This is a genomic window from Citricoccus nitrophenolicus (genome assembly GCF_047305825.1).
Lineage (GTDB): Bacteria > Actinomycetota > Actinomycetes > Actinomycetales > Micrococcaceae > Citricoccus > Citricoccus nitrophenolicus.
In genome coordinates this window covers 2,807,398-2,828,776 of sequence record NZ_CP063070.1, presented here as the reverse complement: position 1 = coordinate 2,828,776, position 21,379 = coordinate 2,807,398, and the positions used below count along the sequence as shown (strand labels likewise).

Here is a 21,379-nt window from a genome sequence, read left to right as displayed (position 1 = left end):
TGGAAGCGCGCCCACCCCACGGCCTGAATCCGGCCAGAGTGTCCCCCCACAAGGCGCGACGCGTGCCGCCAGAACGGAGGAGTGCCATGACGGCAGGGATCCTTGACCCCACCATCAGCAGGTCCAGCACGATCACCACCAGCGACACCAGGGGCACCACCATCGGCACGGGGACCGCGCCCACCGGCTCCCCCCGGGTGCCCGAACTCGCCGGCCTCCGCGTGGGCTTACTCGAGAACACCAAGCGCCACGCGGCCGAGGTGCTGGATGCGGTGGGCGCGGCGCTGGTGGAACAGCAAGCCGAACAGCCTGCCGGGCGGCGGCCGATCGAGCTGGTCCGCCTGACCAAGCAGAACTTCGCCATGCCCCTGGAGGGGGAACTCGTGGAGCGAGTGGTCCGGGACTGCGACGTGGTGGTGATCGGCGTGGGCGACTGTGGCTCCTGCAGCGCGGCGGCCGTGGCGGACGGCATCGCCCTGGAGGCCCGCGGCCTGCCCGTGGCCGTGGTGTGCACCGAGGCCTTCGACGTCACCTCCCGGGCGATGGCCCGGCTCAAGGGGCAGTCCGGTTTCCCCTACCTGCTGATGCCCCATCCGATCGCCAACCTCACGCCGGACGGCATCGCCGAGCGCGGCCGGGACCTCGCGGCCAGGATCGGTGCCCACCTGACCGGCGCGGCCGCATGAGCATCGACCTGACAGTCCCCGGGACTCCCGGGGGCCCCGGGGGCCCCGGGGGCCCCGGGGCGGACGGCACCTCCGTCCCGGAGTCCCTGCTGGATGCGGCGGCGTCCCGCGCCACGGCCGAGTACCTGTACGAGCGCGGCTGGTCCGACGGCCTGCCCGTGCTCCCGGCCACGGCGGAGGTGGTGGAGGACTTCCTGCGCCACACGGACCGCGACCCGGACTCGGTCCTGGCCGAGCTGCCCCAGGTGGACCGCCAGGCCACCGTCCGGGACGTGGCCCTGCACGCCGCCATGGCCGGCTGCCGGCCGGAGTACCTGCCCGTGGTGCTCACCGCGTGGGAGGCCCTCTCCCTGGAGCGCGCCGCCCGCGGCGGCGGCTGGCAGTCCACCAGCGGACCCTCCCCCCTCGTCATCGTCAACGGCCCGGTCCGGCACCGGCTGGACATCAACTCCGCGGGCGGGGTCTTCGGCCCGGGTTTCCGTGCCAACATGACCATTCCCCGCGCCCTCGGCCTGACGGTCCGCAACGGCTTCGGGATCATCCCGCAGGAGCTCGAACAGGCCACGCAGGGCGTCCCGGGGCGCTGGACCCAGTGCATCGGCGAGGACGAGGAGTCCTCCCCCTGGGAGCCCCACAGCGCCGAGGCCGGCGTCCCGGCCGGCCAGGACGCCGCCAGCGTGGTGCTGGTCCGCACCAGTGAGTTCCTGGACAACCGCTCCTTCCACAGCGCCGAGGAGCTCCTGGCGGACTTCGCCGACACCCTGCAGCGCATGGGCCCCTGGATCTTCCGCAGCGGGGCGGCGGTCCTCGTGATGAACCCCGCCCACGCCCACGCCCTGGCCGAGGCGGGGATGTCCCGGCAGGACGTGCGGGGCTGGCTCGCCGAGCACGCCGGGCACACGGAGGCCGAGCTCTCCCAGGCCGGGAAGGGGCTGCGGGACCGCCCGTTCGGGCCGTTCGCGCCGGAGCACTTCCACCCGGCGCTCACCGATGCCGCCCCGGCCACCCTGCCGATCGTGGTGGCCGGCTCCCCGAACGCCGCCATCTCCATGGTGGTGCGCACCTTCAGCACGTGGTCCGGCCGGGCGCTGCCCGTCCACTGACGGCACGCCGGACGTGATGCTGGGTGGCGGCGCAGGCCGGGCGGCGGGCCCGGTTCGCTTTCGTGGGGCGGAACCCCGGCCTCGGGCACGACGCCGGCCGGTAGCCTTGGCGCACCCGCCGGCGGTTCCGAGGTCCGGTGGCCACCGGAGGAAAGACCCGCGATGAACGAGACATCATCCGTCGACATCCAGAATGTGCGCAGCAGGCTGCAGGACACCGGCCCCGGATCCGCCAAGCGCACCGCGGCGGCCCGGGTCCTGTCCCTGCTGGACGCCTTCGCCCAGCGCGGGGAGCCGTTGACGCTGACGGAGATCGCCCGGCGGGCGGACCTCAGCCTGACCACCACGCACCGGCTGGCCCATGAGGTCCTGGACTGGGGCGGCCTGGAGATGGACGAGGAGGGGCGGTACCGCCTCAGCCGCAAGATCCTGAAGCTGGCGAGCGCCTCCACGGAAGACCTGCGCATCCGCGAGCTGGCCCTGCCGCACCTCGTGGACCTGCAGCGCCGCACCGGGCTGACCGTCAACCTCTCCGTGCGGGAGGGGGACGAGGTGATGTACCTGGAGGCGCTGAGGGCGCACCCGAACTACACGGGGCAGAACCGGATGGGCGGGCGGCTGCCGCTGCACGTGACCGCCACGGGGCAGCTGCTCCTGGCCTTCGCGGACCCCTCCTTCCAGGAGGACTACCTGTCCCGTCCCCTCAAGCGCTACACCGAGTTCACCCCGTCCCGCCCCGAGGAGATCCGGGAGCGGATGGCCGCAGCACGCCGGGACGGATTCCTGCGGATCGACGGCGCCCTCGCCCCCGGCGCCGGCTCCATGGCGGCCCCCGTGCCGGACGCACTGGGTGCCGTGGACGTGGCCGTGGGGGCCATCTACGCCCGCGTCCACCCGGAGCCGCATGGCTTGAAGGACCTGCTGCTGGCCACCGCCCGCCGGATCGCCCGGGCCCGGGTGGAACGCCCCGTCCTGGACCCCCGGACCATCGCCTTCAACCGCAGCCACGCCGGCCTGGTCTAGGGCCGGCCCGGCACCGGCCGGTCCCCTCGAATCGCTCTTTCCACGGCATGGAAGGGCGCCCGTGTTCCACGTCACACCCCCCGCAGACTGAGGGCGACCCCACGCTGCCGAGGAGGTGCCGGTGAAGGCTCGCCTGATGCACTACGGAAGACTCCTGTTGTCTTCCCTGATCTTGTTCATCGCCGTGATCACGGTGTTGTTCTTCCTACTGGAACTGGCCCCCGGTGATCCGGTCCAGACCCTGGTGGGGGACGTCCCCCTCTCGGAGGCCTTCCGGACCCAGATCATGGCCGCCTACGGCCTGGACAAGCCGGTCTGGGAGCGGTACGTGCTCTATCTGGGCAATGTGTTCACCGGGAATCTGGGATTCTCGTTCGGCACCAACAACGAACCGGTCCTGGACCTGATCCTGAGCCGGGCCGGCAACACCCTGGCCCTGGCGGTCCCCGCGTTCGTGCTCTCCACCCTGGGCGGCCTCGTCCTCGGCTCGATCGCCGCTCGCAGCCGCAAGCGGTGGCTGGACGGCGGGATCTCCGGCGGCGCCGTGGCGCTGTTCTCCGTCCCCAACTTCTGGTTCGGCATGCTGCTGATCCTGGTGTTCTCCATCTGGCTCGGCTGGTTCCCCACCCAAGGCAAGAGTCCCTACGGCCAGCCCGGGATCGGGCTGGAGTACCTCGTCCTGCCGGTGATCACCATGGCCACCAGCGAGCTGGCCTACAAGACCCGCATCATGCGCTCGTCCATGATCGAATCCCTCGGTCAGGACTTCGTGGACACGGCCCGGTCCAAGGGCCTGTCCTCCTCCCACGTGCTGTGGCGGCACGCCCTGCCCAACGCCCTGCTGCCGATGGTCACGGTCTCCGGCTACAGCCTCGGCTACATCCTGGCCGGCTCGGTCCTGGTGGAGCGTGTCTTCGGCTGGCCCGGGATGGGACTGCTGTTCATCGACGCCATCAACCGGCAGAACAACATGGTGATCCTGGGCGTGGTGATCGTCCTGACGGTCGTCATCATCGTGGTCAACATCATCACGGACGTGGTGTACGGCCTGGTGGACCCGCGGCTGCGGGCCCAGTTCTCCCCGCAACGGAACCGCCAGACCCAGGAGGCCACGGCATGACCCAGCAAGAGACCCCCCTGGTCCCCGCCGCGGGACCGGCCGAGCAGGATCCCCGGTCACCGCACTCGGGGGCCCTCCCACCGAGCCAGCCGGCGGACACCGGGAAGCCGGACGGCCGGCGTCGGGCCTCCAACCGAGGCACCCGTGGTTCCCTCGGGGCCGGCGGCGCCGAACGCTCCGCCTGGCGCGTGTTCCTGCGCAAGCCGAGCACCCGGGTCTTCCTGCCCCTGGTGGGGGTGTTCGTCCTGATGGCCGTCCTCGGCCCGATCTTCGTGGGCGATCCCTCCGCCACCGGCAACGCGGAGCTGCTGGCTCCCAGCGCCGCGCACCCCCTCGGCACGGACCACCTCGGCAGGGACTACCTGGCCCGGCTGGTCAACGGCAGCCAGATCTCCCTGCTGGTGGGCTTCAGTGTGGCCGTGCTCTGCATGAGCATCGGGCTGGTGGTGGGCGGATTGGCCGGCTACCACGGCGGCTGGATGGACACCCTGATGGTCAAGCTGGCCGAGTTCTTCCAGGTGCTGCCCGGGATCGTGCTGGCCCTCGTGGCGGCCGCGCTGCTCGGGGCAAACGTCTTCATCATCGTGGTCATCCTCTCCGTCACCATGTGGCCGGCGGTGGCCAGGATCGTCCGGGCGGAGGCCATGCGGATCTCCCAGCTGGGCTACGTGGAGTCGGCCCGGGCCGCGGGATTCTCCAGCCTGCGCATCATCGTCTCGGACGTGCTGCCCAATGCCATGCCGCCCGTGCTGGTGGCCACCTCCATGACCGTGGGCCGGGCCATCCTCATCGAGTCCGGGTTGGCCTACCTGGGCATCGGCGACCCGTCCAACCCGTCCTGGGGCGCCCTGCTGAACTCGGCCCAGGCCTACATGCGGGACGGCTGGTGGCTGGCCGTGGCCCCGGGCCTGTGCATCTTCCTGGTGGTGCTGGCCGTGAACATGCTCGGCGACGCCCTCAACGACGCCTACAACCCCACCGTCGGGAGGGTCAAATGAGTTCCACCGGACATGAGAACGTGCCACTGATCGAACTCGCCGGACTGAACGTGGTGCTGCCCACCGGGGAGCACAGCGAGGTGGAGGCCGTGCGCTCGGTGAACCTGGTGGTCCATGACGGAGAACGCGTGGGCCTGGTGGGTGAGTCCGGATCCGGAAAGTCCGTCACGGGCCGCTCGATCGCCGGGCTGCTGCCCACCTCCCCCCGCGTCCGGGTCAGCGGGTCCATCCGAGTCCGCGGGCAGGAGATGCTCGGTTCCCCCGCCCAGGCCTGGGACGAGGTGCGGCGGCGGACGGTCGGGATGATCTTCCAGGACCCCCTGACCTTCCTGAACCCCACCATGCGGATCGGCCCGCAGGTGGCCGAGTCCATCCCGGCCCGGAGCGGGGCCGGTCGGCGCGGCGCCGGGCAGCGGGCCGCCCGGGAGGAGGCCGTGCACCGATTCCTGCATCAGGCCGGACTGCCCGATCCGGCCCAGGTGGCCGCCTCCTTCCCGCATGAGCTCTCCGGCGGGATGCGGCAGCGCGTGCTCATCGCCATCGCGATCGCCAAGGAGCCCTCCCTGGTGCTGGCCGACGAACCCACCACGGCCCTGGACGCCACCGTGCAGCAACACGTGCTGCGCACCCTGGACGAGACGGTGGCGCAGTTGGGGACCTCCCTGCTGCTGATCTCCCACGACCTCGCCGTGGTGGCCGGCATGACGGACCGGGTCTACGTCATGTACGCCGGGCGGATCGTGGAGGAGGGCCCCACGGCCCGCGTCCTGGCCGAGCCGCAGCACGAGTACACCCGCGCCCTGCTCCGCAGCGTCCGCAGCCTCACCGAGGCTGACACGGAGCTGTACTCCATCCCGCTGGAAACCCGTCAACGCTTCGCCCAGGAGGCATCCCGTGCAACTTGAGGCCCTCGACGTCTCCAAGACCTTCCGCTCCCGCCGCACCTCCGCGCCGGTCCACGCGGTGCGCAACGCGACCCTGACGGCACGGCCGGGGCAGTTCGTGGCGATCGTGGGTGAGTCCGGGTCCGGCAAGTCCACCCTGGCCCGCCTCCTGCTGGACCTGCTGGAACCCACGGACGGGTCCGTACGTCTGGACGGCCGGGAGGTCGGTTCCATGGACCGCGCCGAGAAGCAGAGCTACCGACGCAGCGTCCAGGCCGTGCTGCAGGACCCGGCGGGCTCCCTGAACCCCCGCAAACGCGTCTCCCGGGCCATCGGCGAGGTCATCCGGCTGCACGGGATGGCCCGGACCCCGGCCGAGATCCGCCGGCGCGTGGCCGAGGTCCTGGAGCTGGTGGGGATGGCCCCGGCCGGAGACTATCTTGACCGTTTCCCGCACGAGCTCTCCGGCGGCCAGCGTCAACGCGTGCTGATCGCCCGCGCCATCGCCCTGGACCCCCGCATCATCGTGGCCGACGAGGCCGTCTCCGCCCTGGATGCCTCCGTGAAGGCGGGGGTACTCGCCGTCATGGCGGACCTCAAGGACCGACTTGGCGTGGGCTACGTCTTCATCACGCACGATCTGCCCGTGGTGGCCAAGGTGGCGGACCACGTGTACGTCATGCGGCACGGGCAGATCGTCGAGGACGGCCCCAAGGACCAGATCTTCTCCGCCCCCTCCCACCCCTACACCCGGGAGCTGCTCGCCGCCGCCCCGGCCCTGCCCTGACTCCCGAAGAAAGGCACCACCATGCGAACATCACCGAGACGATCCACTGGCCTGCTGGCCGTGCTCGCGGCCGGGGCCCTCGCCCTGAGCGCGTGCAGCGGCGGCGCGGCCGAGAACACCGGCGGCGGCGGAGGTGGAGACAGGGTCTATGTCCAGGCGATCGCCGATGACCCGATGGGCCTGAACGCCCAGCTCATCAGCGGCGCCACCCCCTCCATGTTCAGTGCCCAGATCCTGGACCCGCTGATCTTCCTCTCCCAGGACTTCGAGATGTCCCCGGGACTGGCGGAGAACTGGGAGCTGAGCGAGGACGGGCTCGAACTCACCCTGGAGCTCCGCGAGGGCGTCACGTGGCATGACGGTGAGCCGTTCACCGCGGAGGACGTCGCCTTCAACTTCGAGGAGATCGTCCCCCTGCAGTCCTTCGGGGCGCAGATCGGCGAGCGGCTGGACTCGGCAGAGGTGGTGGACGAGCACACCGTGGTGCTGCACCTCAGCGAGCCCTTCGGACCGCTGCTGGAGACGGTGGCCGCCCAGTTCATGGTCCCGAAGCACGTCTACGAGGGCACGGACTACGTGACCAACCAGGCCAACATGGAGCCCATCGGGACCGGCCCCATGGTGTTCGACTCCTACAGTTCCGGAGAACAGGTGACCCTGACCGCCAACCCGGACTACTGGGGTGGCGATGTCCAGGTGGACCGGGCCGTCTACCCGATCATGACGGACCCCAACGCCCGCGCCGAGGCCCTGTTCGCCGGCGAGGTGGACCAGGCCTCCGTGGACGTGTCCCAGCAGGACCGGGTCAGCGATGACCCGAACACCCTGCTGATGGAGGACAGCAATTTCCCCCAGCTCGTCACCGTGATGTTCAACGCGCAGAGCGAGCCCCTGGAGGACCCGGCGGTCCGGGCCGCGGTCTTCTCCGCCCTGGACCGGCAGGCCATCGTGGACACCGCCCTCAGCGGGATCGGCTCCCCGGCCAACGGATTCTTCCCCGAGACCCTGGACTGGGCCGTGAGCCCCAACGTGGACTTCTCCCAGGACTTCCCGCGGGATGTGGAGGCCATCAACGAGACCCTGGACGAGGCCGGCCTGGAACGCGGGGCGGACGGGATGCGCTTCACCCTGAACGTGCGGTACATCAACGAGCTCTCGGACGTGGCGGCCACCGTGGAGATGGCCCAGTCCATGTTGGAGGAGGTCGGCATCGGCCTCGAGATGCAGGGCACCTCGGGCGCGGTGTTCACGGAGAAGGTCTACACGGAGAGCGACTTCGACCTGGCGTTCCTGCGCTCCACCGTGGGGGCGGATCCCTCCATCGGGATCGTGCGCTGGTACGAGTGCAATGACCAGAAGGCGGCCGCGGCCAACCCCTCAGGCCTCTGTGATCCCCAGATCGATGAGGCGGCCGCCGAGGCCCTGGCCGTCTCCGATCAGGCCGAGCGCGGGGTGGCCCTCACGGCGCTGCAGGACCGTGCCAACGAGCTGATGTACTACGCCCCACTGGCCTGGTTCAACGGGGCCTTCCCCACCATCAACACCACGCGTTGGCAGGGCCAGGAGGAGCCCACCCAGATGACCAACCGGATGCCGTGGACCACCATGACCCTGCAGGAGTAGGCGCCCCACCATCACCGGCCGCTCCGCAGCGGCCTCAGCCCTCGGCGACCTCCCCGGCCTCGAGCCAGGCCATCTCCGCCTGGTCCTTGCGGTCGTGGAGGTCGCCGAGCCGTTCCGTGGCCGTGGCCAGCGCCTCGAAGTCACCGGCCTCGGAGAGCACCGCCATCCGCTCATGCAGTTCGGCCTCCTCCTCGGTCAGCCGGGCCAGCTGCTTCTCGAGCTTGGCGGCCTCCTTGCGGGCGGCCCGCTTCTCCGCCTCACTCGGACTGGTGCTGCCCCCCACGGCATCCTGCCCGACGCCGGCCCCGGCACCGGAGCGGCCGGCCGCGGTGCCAGCCCTCGCACCGGCCCCGGCACCTCCGGTGCCCGTCCCGCCGAAGCCGGAATCACCGCCGTCCTGGCCGGCACGAAGGCGCAGGTACTGCTCCACTCCCCCGGGCAGGTCCCGGACCCGGCCGTCGCCGAGCAGGGCGAGCTGGTGGTCGGTGACGCGCTCCAGCAGGTAGCGATCGTGGGAGACCACCACGAGGGTGCCGGGCCAGCCGTCCAGCATGTCCTCCACGGCAGCCAAGGTGTCCGTGTCCAGGTCATTGGTGGGTTCGTCCAACATGAGCACATTGGGCGAGCCGACCATCAGCCGCAGCAGCTGCAGGCGGCGGCGTTCTCCACCGGAGAGGTCTGCCACGGGCGTCCACTGCCGCGAGGTGCCGAAGCCGAGCTGCTCCAGCAGCTGCCCCGGGGAGACGTCCTTGCCGCCCATCTGGAAGGAGTTGCCCTCCCGCGCCATCACCTCGGCCACGCGCAGGTGGGAGACCTCGTCCAGCTCGGTCACGTCCTGGGTCAGGATGGCCGTCTGCACGGTCTTGCCGCGCCGAACCCGCCCGGCGTCCGGGGCGATCTGGCCGTCGAGCAACCGCATCAGGGTGGACTTGCCGGCGCCGTTCACGCCCACGATCCCCACGCGCTCGCCCGGGGCCAGCCGCAGGGTGACGTCATCGAACAGCGTGCGGGCCCCGCCGCCGTCCGGCACCGGGACGGAGTAGGTGACGGACTCCAGGTCCAGCACGTCCTTGCCGAGCCGCGCGGTGGCCATCTTGGCCAGGGAGACCGAGTCCCGGGGCTCGGGGACATCGGCGATCACCGCGTTGGCGGCCTCGATGCGGAACTTGGGCTTGGAGGTTCGGGCCGGGGCGCCGCGGCGCAGCCACGCGAGCTCCTTCTTCACGAGCTGCTGGCGCTTGTCCTCGATCACGGCGGCGGCACGGTCACGCTCCACGCGGGCCAGCATCCAGGCCGCATAGCCGCCGTCGAAGGGCTCCACCGTGGCGTCGTGGACCTCCCACGTGCGCGTGCAGACCTCGTCGAGGAACCAACGGTCGTGGGTGACCACGAGCAGTCCGCCGTCCGTGGCACGCCAGCGGGTCTTGAGGTGTTCGGCCAGCCAGGCCACACCCTCCACGTCCAGGTGGTTGGTGGGCTCGTCCAGGAAGATCAGGTCGTCACTGCCGGCCAGCAGCCGGGCCAGGGCGGTGCGGCGGCGCTGGCCGCCGGAGAGGGTGCCCACCGTGCGGGACCAGTCCAGCCCGCCGAGCAGTCCGCCCATCACGTCCCGGATCTTGGGATCGGAGGCCCACTCGTGGTCCTCCGCGTCCCCGACCACCGCCCGCTGGACCGTGTCCTCCGCGTCCAGGTCGTCACGCTGGTCCAGCACACCCAGGGTGGTGCCGCCGCGGCGGGTGACCCGGCCGTCGTCGGGCGTCTGCTGTCCCGCCAGGATGCGCATCAGGGTGGACTTGCCGTCACCGTTGCGGCCCACCAGGCCGATCCGGTCCCCCTCGTCCACGCCGAGGGAGACGGCGTCCAGGACGGTACGCGTGCCGAAGGAGATGCCGATGTTCTCGGCGCCGAGCAGGTGAGCCATTCACCTCACTCTAGTGGCCCGCGGGACGTTCGGGACGAACAGCGCGCAGGCGTTCGAGAACGCGGCGGCGAACTCGTCGAGCACGCGCCCGCGATTGCCGCGCGCGACGCCTGCCGTGGTCATGGCTACAGCACCCTGGCCCCGTGGACCGGCCCGTGGACGGCCACGGCGGCCACCCCCGTGCGGTCCTCGATCCGAGCGGCCAACTGGAAGGACTCCTCCGCGGTGCGGGCCAGGAACATCACCGTGGGCCCGGACCCGGAGACCTGGCCGGACAACGCGCCCTCCTCGAGGCCGAGTCCCAGCATCTCGGAGAGCTCGGGCACCAGGGTGGCGGCCGGCACCTGCAGGTCGTTGGCCAGCAGCAGGGCCAGGTCCTCCGCGTTCCCGGTGGTCAGGGCCTGCACCAGCTCCCGGTCCACCTCTGGATCCCCCTCGGGCACCGGCAGCGTCCCCTCGTCCCGCAACCGGTCCAGCAGGGCGTAGACCTCCGGGGTGGACAGCCCGGTGGTGGCGGGGATCAGGACCAGGTAGACGGGATGACGGGCCAGCAGGGGCGTGAGCTCATCTCCCACCCCGAGCCCGACGGCGGCCCCGCCCATCACGGCGAACGGCACGTCCGCGCCCAACGGCGCGGCGATCTCCGCCAGGGCCTGGCGGGACAGGCCCGCCTCCCACAGGGAGGCACAGGCCAGCAGCGCAGCAGCGGCGTCCGCGGAGCCACCCCCCATGCCCCCTGCCACGGGGACCTGCTTGGTGATCTCCAGGTGCACACCGTGGTTCTGCGGCTCCAGCCCGAGATGCTCCCGCAGGCGCAGCGCAGCCCGAGCGGCCAGGTTGGACGAGTCCGCCGGGATCACGGCGGGGTCCACGAAGGCGCTGGAGCCTTCGGAGAGGGAAACGGTGATCTCGCCGTCCTGGCGGGGCGTGGCGGTGACCTCCTCCAGCAGGGAGACCGCCAGATAGACACTGGCCACGGGGTGGTAGCCATCCGCACGGGGCGTGCCGACGCGCAGTGAGAGGTTGACCTTGCCGGGGGCCTGCGCCGTGACGTGGCTGAAGAGCCGGGCGGTGGTGGGCATGGGTTGGCTCACGGAGCAGTTCCTTCGGAGGGAGCAGGCCGGTGTGCGGCGATGCGGGCGAAGTCCTCGATCCCGAGCACCTCGCCACGGGCGCGGGGGTCCACACCGGCGGCCCGGAGGGCGGTCTCGGCCGCAGCCGGCGAGCCGGCCCATCCGGTCAGGGCGGCCCGCAGGGTCTTGCGGCGCTGGGCGAAGGCGGCGTCCACGGCCGCGAAGACCTCCTGGCGGCTCGCGGTGGTCTCCGGCGGCTCACGCCGGGTGAAGGCCACCAGCCCGGACTGGATCTTGGGGGCCGGCCAGAACACGTTCTTGCCGATGGTGCCGGCCTTGCGGACCTCTGCGTACCAGGCGCCCTTGGCCGAGGGCACACCGTAGGTCTTGGACCCCGGAGGCGCCGCCAGCCGGTCGGCGACCTCCTCCTGGACCATGACGAGCCCATGCTGCAGGGAGGGCAGCTCGGCCAGCAGGTTCAGCAGCACGGGCACGGCCACGTTGTAGGGCAGGTTGGCCACCAGCGCCGTGGGCGGGCCGGGGGCACTCTCGGGTCTCAGGGCGTCGAGTTCGGCGGCGGACACCTGCAGGGCGTCCGCCAGCACCACCGAGAGCCGGTCCCCGGAGCCCGGGCGGAACTCCTCGGCAGTGCGGGCCAGCCGTCCGGCGGGGACGGCGTCGATCTCCACGGCGGTCACGGCCGCGGCCGCATCCAACAGGCCGAGGGTCAGAGAGCCCAGCCCGGGACCGATCTCCAGGATGTGCTCGGTGGGCCCGGTGCCGGAGGCCGCGGTGATCCGCCGGATCGTGTTGGGATCGATCACGAAGTTCTGGCCCAGCGTCTTGGTGGGCCGCAGGTCCAGCTCCGAGGCCAGTCGCCGGATGTCGGCGGCGGAGAGCAGGGGGTTCTCGGATGCGGTCACGCGCTCCATCCTACGGTGAGACGGGACCCCAGGGGCCCGCCGAGGCGGGCCCCTGGGGATAAGCACGGCGGCGCCGTCGACTCGTGCCTAGCGCAGGCCGAGCTGGGAGGAGCAGGCAGGCCAGTGGCCCCAGCCACCGTTGGCGCGCAGCACCTCGGCGGTGGCGATCTGCTCCGCCGGGGTGGCCTGATGCGGCAGCGGCGCGTACTGGGTCCCCCCGGCGCCGGCCCAGGAGGAGGCCGAGAACTGCAGACCGCCGTAGTACCCGTTGCCGGTGTTGATGGACCAGTTCCCGCCGGATTCGCACTCGGCGAGTGCCTGCCAGGCGCCCGAGGTCGGGGCGGTGGCCTGCGAGGCGGAGGAGGACTCTGCGGACTCTGCGGACTCAGAGGACTCGGCGGTCGCGGCGGTCGCGGCAGGTTCAGCGGCGCTGCGGCTCGGCGAGGGCTCCGGGGCGGGCTCGGGCTTCTGGGTGCCCACCGCGATGCGGCGCTCCACCGGCTCGCGCACGGTCTCGGTGGCGGTGGCCTCGCGGCCGGTCTCCTCGCCATCCACGGTGGTGACGGTCCAGGTGGTCGACTGCTCCCCGGCGCGGCCCTCGGCCAGGACGCGGGTCCTGCCCTCCGCCAGTTCCTCGTCCTCCACCTCTACGGTCTCGAACGGCAGGGCCTTGGTGGTGGTCTCCGTGGCGGTGTCCACACGCTGGACGGTCACGTCCACGTCCTCGGTGACCGCGGTATCGCGGGCCGGGGTGATCTTGTCGTCGTCGTCGAACTTCACCCCACCGTCACGCAGGGCCTGTTCCACGGTCTCGGCCTGGGTGGCGAAGGACCGGGTGTGGGGGCCGGAGGTCACGGTCACGACCTTCGGCAGGTCCACGGTCACCTGGGAGGCCCGCTCCAGTTGGAGGACGGAGCTGCCCAGATCGGAACCCGGGCCGGCGGTCTCGCCGGCGGTGACCTCACTCGCGGCCTCCGCGGAGGCGGTGGCCTCGGCGCCGCGCTGGGTGACCACGAAGGCCACCAGCCCGCCCATCACGAGGGCCAGCGCTGCAACCTGGGCGATCACCTTGGCCAGACGGCCGTTCATCACTCGTGCCATGGAATTCCAGACGTCGTCATCTCCGGGCACGGGGCTTCAGGGCCGATGGCACAGGCACTGGTTGGCCCGATCCGGCCATTTAGGCGTCAACGATAACGGCCGGATAACGGATATCTCAAACTGATCACAGTGCGGCGTGTCCACCCCGACGCGCCGGTCCAGCCTCAGGGCACCCGCGGTGGCGGGAACGCACTGGTCAGCGGCGCTCAGAAGTCGCCGTAGACCCTGCGCGTGTTGTTCGCCACAGCGGTGGCGAGAGCATCCGCCACCACGCCGCGGGTCTCGGCCATGCCGCGCAGGGTCAGCGGCACCAGATAGGGAGCGTTCGGCCGTCCACGCCAGGGATGCGGGGTGAGGAAGGGGGCATCGGTCTCCACCAGGAGCAGCTCCTCGCGGGCCTCGGCGAGCGCCCCTCGCAGGGCGTCGTTGGCCTTGAACGTCACGGGGCCGGCAAAGGACATGTACCAGCCGTGCTCGTTGCAGATCCGGGCCAGCTCGACGTCCCCGGAGAAGCAGTGGAAGACCACCCGGTCCGGCCGGTGGGGAGTGTCCAGCAGGATGCGCACCACGTCCTCGTGGGCGTCCCGGTCATGGATCTGCACGGCCTTGCCGAGCCGGTGGGCCAGCTCCAGGTGCCAGCGGAAGGCCTCCTGCTGGTCCCCCACCCCCTCGGGCCCGGTCCGGTAGTAGTCCAGACCGGTCTCCCCCACGGACCGCACCCTGGGATGGGCCGCCAGGGTCTCGATCTCGGCCAGCGCGGCCTGGAGGTGTCCGCGCTCGGCCAGCCGGGCGGCGTCGTTGGGGTGGATGGCCACCGCCCCCAGCAGCCGCGCCTCGGCCTCGATGGCCTCGATGGTGAACCGGGCGGACTCCACGTCACAGCCCACCTGGATGGCACCGGCCACCCCGACGGCCTCTGCGGCGTCCATGGCCTGGTGCACGTCCACCGCCACCAGCCCGTCCCGGAAGTCCAGGTGCGTGTGGTTGTCCACCACGGGCACGCGCAGCGGCTCCGGGGCCGGCGGGTACTCCAGGCGGCGCCTCCTCTTGGACTTCTCCTCCGTCGGCTCACGACGTCGGCCCTCCCCCGAGCCGCCCGGCCCGCCCTCACCGGTGGTCGGGACCGGTCGATAGGCCTCGGGGACGGCGGCGGCGGTCTCGAGGTCACGTTCGGTATCGGTGGACTTCGTGGATGGTTCAGAGGCCATGCTCCCCATGCTGGCACACCGGCTCGGACGAACCCGGATGGGGCTCGGGGGCCCGGGGGCCCGGACACACTGCCCTCCGGTTCACTATCATGGTCAGTCGGTGCCCGTCCCTCCGCTGGGCACCCGTCATCTGCGAAAGGCCCGTCCAGAGAATGACCGACCAGCAAGCCACCGTGCTCTTCGTGTGCACCGGCAACATCTGCCGCTCCGCCTACGGGCACCACCTGCTGGCCCGTGAACTGGAGCGGACCGCCCCCGGCCGCTACCGGATCGTCTCAGCGGGCACGCAGGTCAACCCCCGCCTCACGGTGCCTTCCCAGATCCGCGGGCTCCAGGGCGCCGCCGGGCTGCAGACGCTGGAAGCCCACTCGCCCACGCCGCTCAACGCGCGCACGGTGCAGCGGGCAGACCTCATCCTCGCGGCCACCGAGGACCACATCTCCCGAGTCCTGCGGGACACCCCGGGCGCGCTGAACCGGACCTTCACCATGACGGAGTTCGGGGCTGCCGCCGAGGCCCTGCGGAACGGGACCCTGCCGGGGTGGGACGGGCCGTCGTCGGGCTCCGGTCCATCCGCGGGCCCAGCTGAGGACCTGCCGGAGCGGGTCCGCTCCCTGGCGCGCCACCTGGCCCGGCATCGGCCGGTGGTGCGCGGCTCGCTGGACTCCATCGACCTTCCGGACCCCTATGGCCGCGAGGATGCCGCCTACCCGGCCATGGCCGAGGTACTGGAGCCGGCGGTCGGGCACATGGCCCAGGTGCTGGCGGGACTCGCCCGCTGACGCCGAGTGCGCCGACTCAGCGCGCCGGCGCGGGGTGGAACCGCTGCTGGGCCTGTTCCAGCGTTCCCTCGGCGAGGGCCTGGACGGCATCGGCCGCCCGGTCCAGGTGCAGGGGCAACAGCTCACGCTCTGCGGCGGAGAAGGGCTTGAGCACGTAGTCGGCGGCGGGCTGGCGTCCCGGGGGGCGGCCCACGCCCACGCGCACACGCAGGTAGTCCTTGGTGCCGAGCACCTGGGAGATGGACTTCAGCCCGTTGTGACCACCCTCAGAACCGCCGATCTTGAGCTTCAGGGCGTCGAAGGGGATGTCGAGCTCATCGTGGATGACGATCAGGTGCGCCGGGTCCACGGAGAAGAACCGTGCCAGGGCACCCACGGGGCGCCCTGACACGTTCATGTAGCTGGCCGGCTTGGCCAGCAGCAGCTTGGGCCCGCCGGGGCGCACGTGTGCGGTCCCGACGGCGGCACCCGCCTTGTGCGCGGACAGGCGGGTGCCGAAGCGGTCGGCCAGTTCGTCGATGACCATCTGGCCGATGTTGTGGCGGGTACGGGCGTAGTCGGGCCCGGGGTTGCCGAGCCCGACCACGAGCCACGTATCCTGCGATGCCACGGGGAGGATCAGTCCTCGGTCTTCTCGGCCTCGTCGTCGCCACCCTTGGCGCCCACGGTGGCCGGCTCCTCGGTCTCCTCCTCGGTCTCGCCGAGGTCCTGCTCCACGGTCTCCGAGATGGTGGCGATGACGTAGTCATCCTCCAGCTCGATGGTGGTGCCGGCGGGCACCGTGACGTCCTTGGCGTAGACGTGGTCGCCGGCCTCGCGGCCCTCGATGTCGATGGTGACGTTCTCCGGCAGGTGGGTGGCCTCGGCCAACACCGGCACGGAGGCCTCCTCCAGGTTGAAGGTGGTGCCCGGGGCGGCCTCGCCGTCCACGTGGACCCACACGTCCACGACGACCTTCTCGCCCTTGCGGACCACGATGAAGTCGATGTGGGACACGGTCTGGCTGATGAAGTTGCGCTGGATGTCCTTCGGCAGCACGAGGTGCTCCTCGCCGTCACGGACGAGGGTCAGCAGGGCGTTCGGGTTGCGGACGGCCAGCGTGGTCTCCTGCGTCGGCAGCAGCAGGTGCACCGGATCGGTGCCGTGGCCGTAGACGACGGCGGGGATCTTGCCGTCACGGCGGGCCTGGCGGGACGCGCCCTTGCCGAAGTCCTCGCGGCGCTCGACCTGGATCTTGATCTGGTCACTCATGAGATGTTCCTCCTGTACTACTCTTCCGCGGCCACGGTGGTGGCGGCGGGCCTTCCAGGGATGAAACGCATTGAAATCGCCGTGTCACGGATCCTGCACGGACTGCGCGGATCCTGGACGGCGGCCTCGTCGATCACGGAGCGGAACGCTCCCTCGCCTGGGCAACGCCGACCATCTTACCAGTAGGCTGGTCATCCGAGGGGTTCGCACCAGCGCAGGAGGATCCGTGGACGCGTCTGTCACCCAGCCCGCCCAGCAGGACCAGGACACCGCGTGGGCACCCGGCGGCGAACGGCTCACGGCCACGGCCCGGACCATGCTGGCGGCCATGGACTCGGTGGTGGACGGCAAGCACCAGGCGGTCCGCACCGCCCTGCTGGTCCTGTTGGCCGGCGGCCATCTGCTGATGGAGGACGTTCCCGGCGTGGGCAAGACGCTGTTGGCCCGGGCCCTCGCGCGGACCGTGGGCGGTACGGTCAAACGCATCCAGTTCACCCCGGACCTGCTGCCCGGTGACGTCACCGGGGTCTCCGTGTTCAACCAGGACCGGCACACCTTCGAGTTCCGCCCGGGCGCCGTGTTCGCGAATGTGGTCATCGGGGACGAGATCAACCGGGCCTCGGCCAAGACCCAGTCCGCACTGCTCGAGTGCATGGAGGAACACCAGGTCTCGGTGGACGGGACCACCCACCGGCTGGACGAGCCGTTCATGGTGGTGGCCACTCAGAACCCGGTGGAGTCCGAGGGCACCTACCCACTGCCGGAGGCCCAGCGGGACCGGTTCATGGCCCGCATCACCATGGGCTATCCGGATGCCGAGGCGGAGTTGCAGATGCTCCGCACACACCATGGCCCCCTGCCATCCTCCGCCCCCGTGAACCGGCTGCAGCAGGTCGCGTCCACTGAGGAGGTGCTGTTGATGATCGAGGCCGTGGGCCGCGTCCACGTCTCGGAGCCCGTGGCCCGCTATGTGGTGGACCTGGGCCGCGCCAGCCGCGAGCATCCGGAGGTCCTGCTCGGCGCGAGCCCCCGCTCCCTGCTGCAGCTGCTGCGGGCCGCCAAGGCCGAGGCGGCGATCAGTGGACGGGCCTTCGTCACCCCGCAGGACGTGACGGCCGTGGTGCCCGTGGTCTTCCCGCACCGGCTGATGCTGCGCCGCCGGTCCACGGACGAGGCCGCACAGGCTGATGCCGTCACGGAGCGGATCCTGCACTCGGTCCCCGTCCCCTCCGGGCCGTGACCGCCCATGCCCGCCGGTGACGGACGGGGCCGAGGCCTCACCGGCCCCCGTCCCACGGCCCGCGGACTGGCCCTGCTGGTGGCCGCCGCGGTGCTGGTGCTGGCCGGGCTGACGCTGGGCCGGCGCGAGGCCATCGCCCTCGGACTGTTCCTGGCCGTGGTGGTGGGGGCATCCGCCCTGGTCCTCGCCGGTCGGACGCTGCTGGCCCGCCGCCTCCGAGTCCGGCGCACCGTCATCCCCGGCACGGTGCAGTGGGGCGAGACCGCCCTCGTCACCTTCGATTCCCCGGACACCACGGATCTCGTGGACTCCGTGCCGGGCCGTGGCCCCGTGACGGTGGCCGCTGGGGGCCTCAGCCCGGATGCCGAGCCGGATCCCGAGCCGGGGCCCCGGCCGGGCGCCGCCGCTGATCGCGGGTACCGGTGGAAGGGGACCACTCGTGGGGCCTACCTCCTCGGACCGGCTCTGGCCCGGCTGCACGGCCCCTTCGGCCTGTGGTCCGCGCGCGCCCGGGTGGCCGGGACCTCCCGGCTCCAGGTGCTGCCCGAGCCGCTGGAGGACGAGGAGTTGGACCGGGTGCTGCGGGCCGGGGTGGGCGAGCATGATGCCGCCGACCTGCTGGGCAGCCAGGCGGCCCCGGATGATCTGCTGGTGCGGGAACACCGGGACGGCGATGCCCTGACCCGCGTGCACTGGGGCGCCACCGCGCGGACGGGGCGTCTCATGGTGCGCCAGGAGGAATGGGCCCACGATCCCTGGGCCGTGGTGGTCCTGGACTGCCGGGGCGAGTCCTTCTCCGCCGATCGGCACCAGGTGGACGGAGGCGGTGGTCTCTCCTGGCAGACCTCCCCGGGGTTCGAGCGGGCCGTACAGACCGCCGCGGCGCTGATCCTGAGGCTGCAGGACGCCGGCCACCAGGTGCTGCTGATGGACCAGGACGGCCACACGCTGGACCCCCAGCTGACCTCGGCCGTGCTGGGCGCCTCCCCGCGGGAGGCCACCTGGCCGTCGGCACTGCCGGCCGAGGCGGCGGCCGTGGTGGTGCTGCTGGGAGAGGCCGTGGGCCGTGACCTGCCGGTGCTGGCCACAGTGCCACACCACCTGCAGCGGGTCGCCGTGCTGTTCGGGCCCGCCGGCCCCCAGGATGCCGCACACCGGCTGACGGCCGGCGGCTGGCTCGTCGCGGGGCCGGGCCGGTGAGCCCGGCACGCGAGCCCGTCCGGGCACCGGCCGCCGTTCCCGGCAACGCCCCCACCACGGTGCCTGGTCCACCGCGTGACGCCGGATCCCACCTCTCCCTGCTCTCACTGCTCTCACTGCTCAGGGCGGTGTGGCTGCCATCCGTACTCGTGGCCCTGCTGGTCCTGTCCGCCGCCGCCTCCCTGGATGCCGCGTTCCGGGCCCCCGTGACCGGCTGGATGGTCCCCGCAGCCTGGCCGGCCCTCGCCGGCCTGGCCGTGGCTGCGGTGGCGCGCAGCCTGGGCGCCCGGATGCTGCGCCCCCTCGCCGCGGGGCTGCTGGCCGCCGGGTGGGTCTGGTGCCGGCAGTGGTGGCCGGAGACCATGATGGCTGGGCTGGCGCCGCAGCCCGCCACCGCGGAGGCGATCCTCGAATCCTCCGAGGAGTTGAGGGTCACCGTCTGGACGGAGATCATCCCGGTGGCATCCACGGACGCACTCCTCGCCGGCCTCGGAGCGGTGCTGGCCCTGACCGCCCTGGTCACGGACGCCATCGCCACGGGGCTGCGCTCCCCCGCGCTCGCCGGGCTGCCGGCCCTGGCCCTGATCGGCGGGGCGGCCGCCATCACCACGGGCCTCACGCCGCAGCCCGCCCTCGCGTTGGCGGCCGCCGCCTGGCTGGCCCTGCTCGCGGCCGTACCGGTCTCCGGCACCGGCACCGGCACGGACACAGGCACCGGCGGTGCCAACCCCGGGCCACAGGGGCTGCCCCGCCGGCGAGCAGGCTGGACGGCGGGCTGGGGCGCGGTGGCCACGGCCGTCATCGGGCTCGGGGTGCTGACCACGGCACAGACGGGACTGCCCCTGCTGACCACGGGGGTGGCACCGGAGGGCCAGCGGCTGGCCCTGGGGCAGGGCAGCGGGCCGGTGAATCCCGCTGCGGACCTGAGTCAGCAGCTACGCAGCGGGAGCGGCTACACGGGCATCACCTACCGGACCACGGACGGCCAGGGCCACTACCTGCGCACCGCCGTGGTGGATGACGTGATGGCCGCCCCCTGGGACGCGTCCCCGCCGCGGTACGCGGGGGACCCCACCACGACCGGGTTTCACCCCGCCGCCGCGCAGTTGGCAGAGGACCCTGAATCGCCGACCGATGGCCGCAAGCCGGACGGACAGCTCGTGTCCCTCACGCTGGAGGGGTGGGCCGGGCACTGGGCCCCGGTGCCGGACCAGGCCGCCACCGTGGAGCCCACCGTCGGGGACTGGGGCTGGCAGGTGGATCCGACCACATCGAGCGCCTACCGCGAGGCCACCACCCCCGTGGACCTGACCTTCGACACGATGGTGCTGCCTCTGGGGCTCACTCTCGAGCAGCTGTCCGCACGGGCCGGATCCGTGGCGCCGCAGGACGTCTACAACCGCTGGGGTGCCACCGATGAGCTGGAGGGCTCCGCCGTGCAGGAGCTCGCGGAGGAACTCACGGACGGCGTGGACAATCCGGTGGAACAGGCGGTCGCGTTCCAGGATCACCTGCTCTCGGACGAGTTCAGGTATTCGGAGACGGCCCCCGCCGAGCAGGGCTATGACGGTTCCGGGCTGGAGTTGACGGAGCAGTTCCTGGCCGCCGGCGCCGGCTACTGCATCCACTTCGCCTCCGCCATGGTGATGATGGCCCAGTCCGTGGACATCCCAGCGCGGGTGGTGGTGGGCTACGCGCCGGTGGCCGCCATCGGCGGGGAACACCGGGTGACCGCTGACCGCGCCCATGCCTGGCCGGAGCTGTACATCGACCAGGTCGGTTGGGTCCCCTTCGAACCCACCCAGACCGTGGGCCGCACCCCCAGCTACGGCCGGCAGGACCCCACCGCGGGACCCACCCCCGCAGAGGATCCCACTGCGGGTGCGGACGCCACCCCGCAACCCTCCGCCTCGGAAGACGTCCAGTCCCCCACCGACGACGCCGGCCCCGGCACCACGGGCGGTTCCGGGCCCTCGGGTGCCCCGGGCATCCCACCGGGGGCCGTGATCACGGTGGCCGTGGGGTTGGCGGCCCTGGCACTGGCGGCAGCGTTCCCGGCCTGGCTGCGGAGCCGGCGGCGTGCCCGGCGGCTGGGGACCCGGCGACCGGGTGCCCCGACAGCGCCGGGGGCCACCCCAGACGCCGTGCCGCAGTGGTGGGCCGAACTGGAGGACACCGCCGTGGACCTGGGGGTCGGCCGTGCGCCACACGAGTCGGAGCAGGTCTTCGCCGCCCGGATCGGAGCGATCCCCGCCGTGGCGGAGGCCGTGGAGTGGAGCCGCTACGCCCCTGCCGGGACGGAACCACCGCCGGGCCTGAGGGGCGGGAGCACGCTGGCCGACTCCGTCCGGGCGACCATCGCGGCACTGGAGGACGCCGCGGAGCCGGCCGTCCGGCGTCGTGCCCGGTGGTTCCCGCGGTCCCTGGTCCCGGAGCCCCTCCGCCGCTGACTGCCG

At 72.1% G+C, this 21,379-nt stretch carries 20 protein-coding genes; 12 read left to right on the top strand and 8 right to left on the bottom strand.

Annotated elements, in window-relative coordinates; all coding sequences use genetic code 11:
• The first annotated feature begins 86 nt into the window (after positions 1-86).
• The 8 genes from IMT31_RS12875 (at position 87) to IMT31_RS12840 (ending at position 8,224) form a co-directional block, all read left to right on the top strand.
• Positions 87-686, top strand: coding sequence for a UGSC family (seleno)protein (locus tag IMT31_RS12875; protein WP_413543030.1), 600 nt, complete (start codon positions 87-89; stop codon positions 684-686).
• Positions 683-1,789, top strand: a complete 1,107-nt coding sequence (locus IMT31_RS12870) for a hypothetical protein (RefSeq protein ID WP_309816680.1) — start codon at positions 683-685, stop codon at positions 1,787-1,789. Before IMT31_RS12875 ends, IMT31_RS12870 begins: the two co-directional genes overlap by 4 nt.
• Before the next feature lie 162 nt (positions 1,790-1,951).
• Positions 1,952-2,812 (top strand): IclR family transcriptional regulator, encoded by an 861-nt coding sequence (locus IMT31_RS12865; RefSeq protein WP_309816677.1) that lies wholly within the window; start codon positions 1,952-1,954, stop codon positions 2,810-2,812.
• A gap of 157 nt (positions 2,813-2,969) precedes the next feature.
• Positions 2,970-3,932, top strand: a complete 963-nt coding sequence (locus IMT31_RS12860) for an ABC transporter permease (protein WP_413543029.1) — start codon at positions 2,970-2,972, stop codon at positions 3,930-3,932.
• Positions 3,929-4,930 carry an ABC transporter permease gene (locus tag IMT31_RS12855; protein WP_413543028.1) on the top strand — a complete coding sequence of 334 codons (1,002 nt, stop codon included), beginning with the start codon at positions 3,929-3,931 and terminating at the stop codon, positions 4,928-4,930. Before IMT31_RS12860 ends, IMT31_RS12855 begins: the two co-directional genes overlap by 4 nt.
• Entirely contained in the window at positions 4,927-5,835 is a 909-nt protein-coding gene (locus tag IMT31_RS12850) for an ABC transporter ATP-binding protein (RefSeq protein ID WP_413543027.1), read from the top strand. Before IMT31_RS12855 ends, IMT31_RS12850 begins: the two co-directional genes overlap by 4 nt.
• Positions 5,825-6,601, top strand: a complete 777-nt coding sequence (locus IMT31_RS12845; protein ID WP_413543026.1) for an ABC transporter ATP-binding protein — start codon at positions 5,825-5,827, stop codon at positions 6,599-6,601. Before IMT31_RS12850 ends, IMT31_RS12845 begins: the two co-directional genes overlap by 11 nt.
• A gap of 21 nt (positions 6,602-6,622) precedes the next feature.
• A complete protein-coding gene (locus IMT31_RS12840; RefSeq protein WP_413543025.1) occupies positions 6,623-8,224 on the top strand; it encodes an ABC transporter substrate-binding protein in 1,602 nt (533 codons plus the stop codon).
• A gap of 34 nt (positions 8,225-8,258) precedes the next feature.
• On the opposite strand, the gene IMT31_RS12835 is transcribed toward IMT31_RS12840, so the two are convergent.
• The 6 genes from IMT31_RS12835 to IMT31_RS12810 all read right to left on the bottom strand — a co-directional run bounded on the left by IMT31_RS12835 (position 8,259) and on the right by IMT31_RS12810 (position 14,450).
• Positions 8,259-10,145: an ABC-F family ATP-binding cassette domain-containing protein gene (locus tag IMT31_RS12835; protein WP_345354683.1), complete on the bottom strand. Its 1,887-nt coding sequence runs from the start codon at positions 10,143-10,145 to the stop codon at positions 8,259-8,261.
• Entirely contained in the window at positions 10,146-10,268 is a 123-nt protein-coding gene (locus IMT31_RS12830) for a hypothetical protein (protein WP_413543024.1), read from the bottom strand.
• Between the two features lie 2 nt (positions 10,269-10,270).
• Positions 10,271-11,227: a 4-(cytidine 5'-diphospho)-2-C-methyl-D-erythritol kinase gene (locus IMT31_RS12825; protein ID WP_345354780.1), complete on the bottom strand. Its 957-nt coding sequence runs from the start codon at positions 11,225-11,227 to the stop codon at positions 10,271-10,273.
• An 8-nt stretch (positions 11,228-11,235) separates the two neighbouring features.
• Complete coding sequence (rsmA, locus tag IMT31_RS12820; RefSeq protein ID WP_345354681.1) at positions 11,236-12,150, bottom strand: 16S rRNA (adenine(1518)-N(6)/adenine(1519)-N(6))-dimethyltransferase RsmA; 915 nt, start codon at positions 12,148-12,150, stop codon at positions 11,236-11,238.
• 78 nt (positions 12,151-12,228) lie between these two features.
• Entirely contained in the window at positions 12,229-13,242 is a 1,014-nt protein-coding gene (locus IMT31_RS12815; protein ID WP_345354679.1) for a transglycosylase family protein, read from the bottom strand.
• Between the two features lie 206 nt (positions 13,243-13,448).
• On the bottom strand, positions 13,449-14,450 hold the full coding sequence (locus tag IMT31_RS12810) for a TatD family hydrolase (RefSeq protein ID WP_413543023.1): 1,002 nt from the start codon (positions 14,448-14,450) through the stop codon (positions 13,449-13,451).
• A gap of 152 nt (positions 14,451-14,602) precedes the next feature.
• On the opposite strand from IMT31_RS12810, the gene IMT31_RS12805 reads away from it, so the two are divergent.
• Positions 14,603-15,232, top strand: a complete 630-nt coding sequence (locus IMT31_RS12805; protein ID WP_413543022.1) for a low molecular weight phosphatase family protein — start codon at positions 14,603-14,605, stop codon at positions 15,230-15,232.
• A gap of 16 nt (positions 15,233-15,248) precedes the next feature.
• Here IMT31_RS12805 and pth read toward each other — a convergent pair whose 3' ends face one another.
• Together pth and IMT31_RS12795 are read right to left on the bottom strand one after the other, a co-directional pair.
• Positions 15,249-15,842, bottom strand: coding sequence for an aminoacyl-tRNA hydrolase (pth, locus tag IMT31_RS12800; RefSeq protein ID WP_413543021.1), 594 nt, complete (start codon positions 15,840-15,842; stop codon positions 15,249-15,251).
• An 8-nt stretch (positions 15,843-15,850) separates the two neighbouring features.
• The gene (locus IMT31_RS12795) at positions 15,851-16,483 is read right to left on the bottom strand and encodes a 50S ribosomal protein L25/general stress protein Ctc (RefSeq protein ID WP_413543020.1); all 633 of its coding nucleotides are present in this window, start codon (positions 16,481-16,483) and stop codon (positions 15,851-15,853) included.
• 226 nt (positions 16,484-16,709) lie between these two features.
• Here IMT31_RS12795 and IMT31_RS12790 point away from each other — a divergent pair, with 226 nt between their 5' ends.
• The 3 genes from IMT31_RS12790 to IMT31_RS12780 are packed head-to-tail and all read left to right on the top strand — an operon-like array spanning position 16,710 to position 21,373.
• On the top strand, positions 16,710-17,723 hold the full coding sequence (locus IMT31_RS12790; protein ID WP_413543019.1) for an AAA family ATPase: 1,014 nt from the start codon (positions 16,710-16,712) through the stop codon (positions 17,721-17,723).
• Between the two features lie 6 nt (positions 17,724-17,729).
• Complete coding sequence (locus IMT31_RS12785) at positions 17,730-18,923, top strand: DUF58 domain-containing protein (RefSeq protein ID WP_413543018.1); 1,194 nt, start codon at positions 17,730-17,732, stop codon at positions 18,921-18,923.
• Positions 18,920-21,373 carry a transglutaminase-like domain-containing protein gene (locus tag IMT31_RS12780; protein WP_413543017.1) on the top strand — a complete coding sequence of 818 codons (2,454 nt, stop codon included), beginning with the start codon at positions 18,920-18,922 and terminating at the stop codon, positions 21,371-21,373. Before IMT31_RS12785 ends, IMT31_RS12780 begins: the two co-directional genes overlap by 4 nt.
• Positions 21,374-21,379: the final 6 nt, after the last annotated feature.

Coding starts and splice junctions, on each gene's coding strand:
- IMT31_RS12875 (WP_413543030.1), top strand. CDS start 87: ATGACGGCAGGGATCCTTGACCCCACCATCAGCAGGTCCAGCACGATC.
- IMT31_RS12870 (WP_309816680.1), top strand. CDS start 683: ATGAGCATCGACCTGACAGTCCCCGGGACTCCCGGGGGCCCCGGGGGC.
- IMT31_RS12865 (WP_309816677.1), top strand. CDS start 1,952: ATGAACGAGACATCATCCGTCGACATCCAGAATGTGCGCAGCAGGCTG.
- IMT31_RS12855 (WP_413543028.1), top strand. CDS start 3,929: ATGACCCAGCAAGAGACCCCCCTGGTCCCCGCCGCGGGACCGGCCGAG.
- IMT31_RS12850 (WP_413543027.1), top strand. CDS start 4,927: ATGAGTTCCACCGGACATGAGAACGTGCCACTGATCGAACTCGCCGGA.
- IMT31_RS12840 (WP_413543025.1), top strand. CDS start 6,623: ATGCGAACATCACCGAGACGATCCACTGGCCTGCTGGCCGTGCTCGCG.
- IMT31_RS12835 (WP_345354683.1), bottom strand. CDS start 10,145: ATGGCTCACCTGCTCGGCGCCGAGAACATCGGCATCTCCTTCGGCACG.
- IMT31_RS12830 (WP_413543024.1), bottom strand. CDS start 10,268: ATGACCACGGCAGGCGTCGCGCGCGGCAATCGCGGGCGCGTGCTCGAC.
- IMT31_RS12825 (WP_345354780.1), bottom strand. CDS start 11,227: ATGCCCACCACCGCCCGGCTCTTCAGCCACGTCACGGCGCAGGCCCCC.
- rsmA (WP_345354681.1), bottom strand. CDS start 12,150: ATGGAGCGCGTGACCGCATCCGAGAACCCCCTGCTCTCCGCCGCCGAC.
- IMT31_RS12815 (WP_345354679.1), bottom strand. CDS start 13,242: ATGGCACGAGTGATGAACGGCCGTCTGGCCAAGGTGATCGCCCAGGTT.
- IMT31_RS12810 (WP_413543023.1), bottom strand. CDS start 14,450: ATGGCCTCTGAACCATCCACGAAGTCCACCGATACCGAACGTGACCTC.
- IMT31_RS12805 (WP_413543022.1), top strand. CDS start 14,603: ATGACCGACCAGCAAGCCACCGTGCTCTTCGTGTGCACCGGCAACATC.
- IMT31_RS12795 (WP_413543020.1), bottom strand. CDS start 16,483: ATGAGTGACCAGATCAAGATCCAGGTCGAGCGCCGCGAGGACTTCGGC.
- IMT31_RS12785 (WP_413543018.1), top strand. CDS start 17,730: ATGCCCGCCGGTGACGGACGGGGCCGAGGCCTCACCGGCCCCCGTCCC.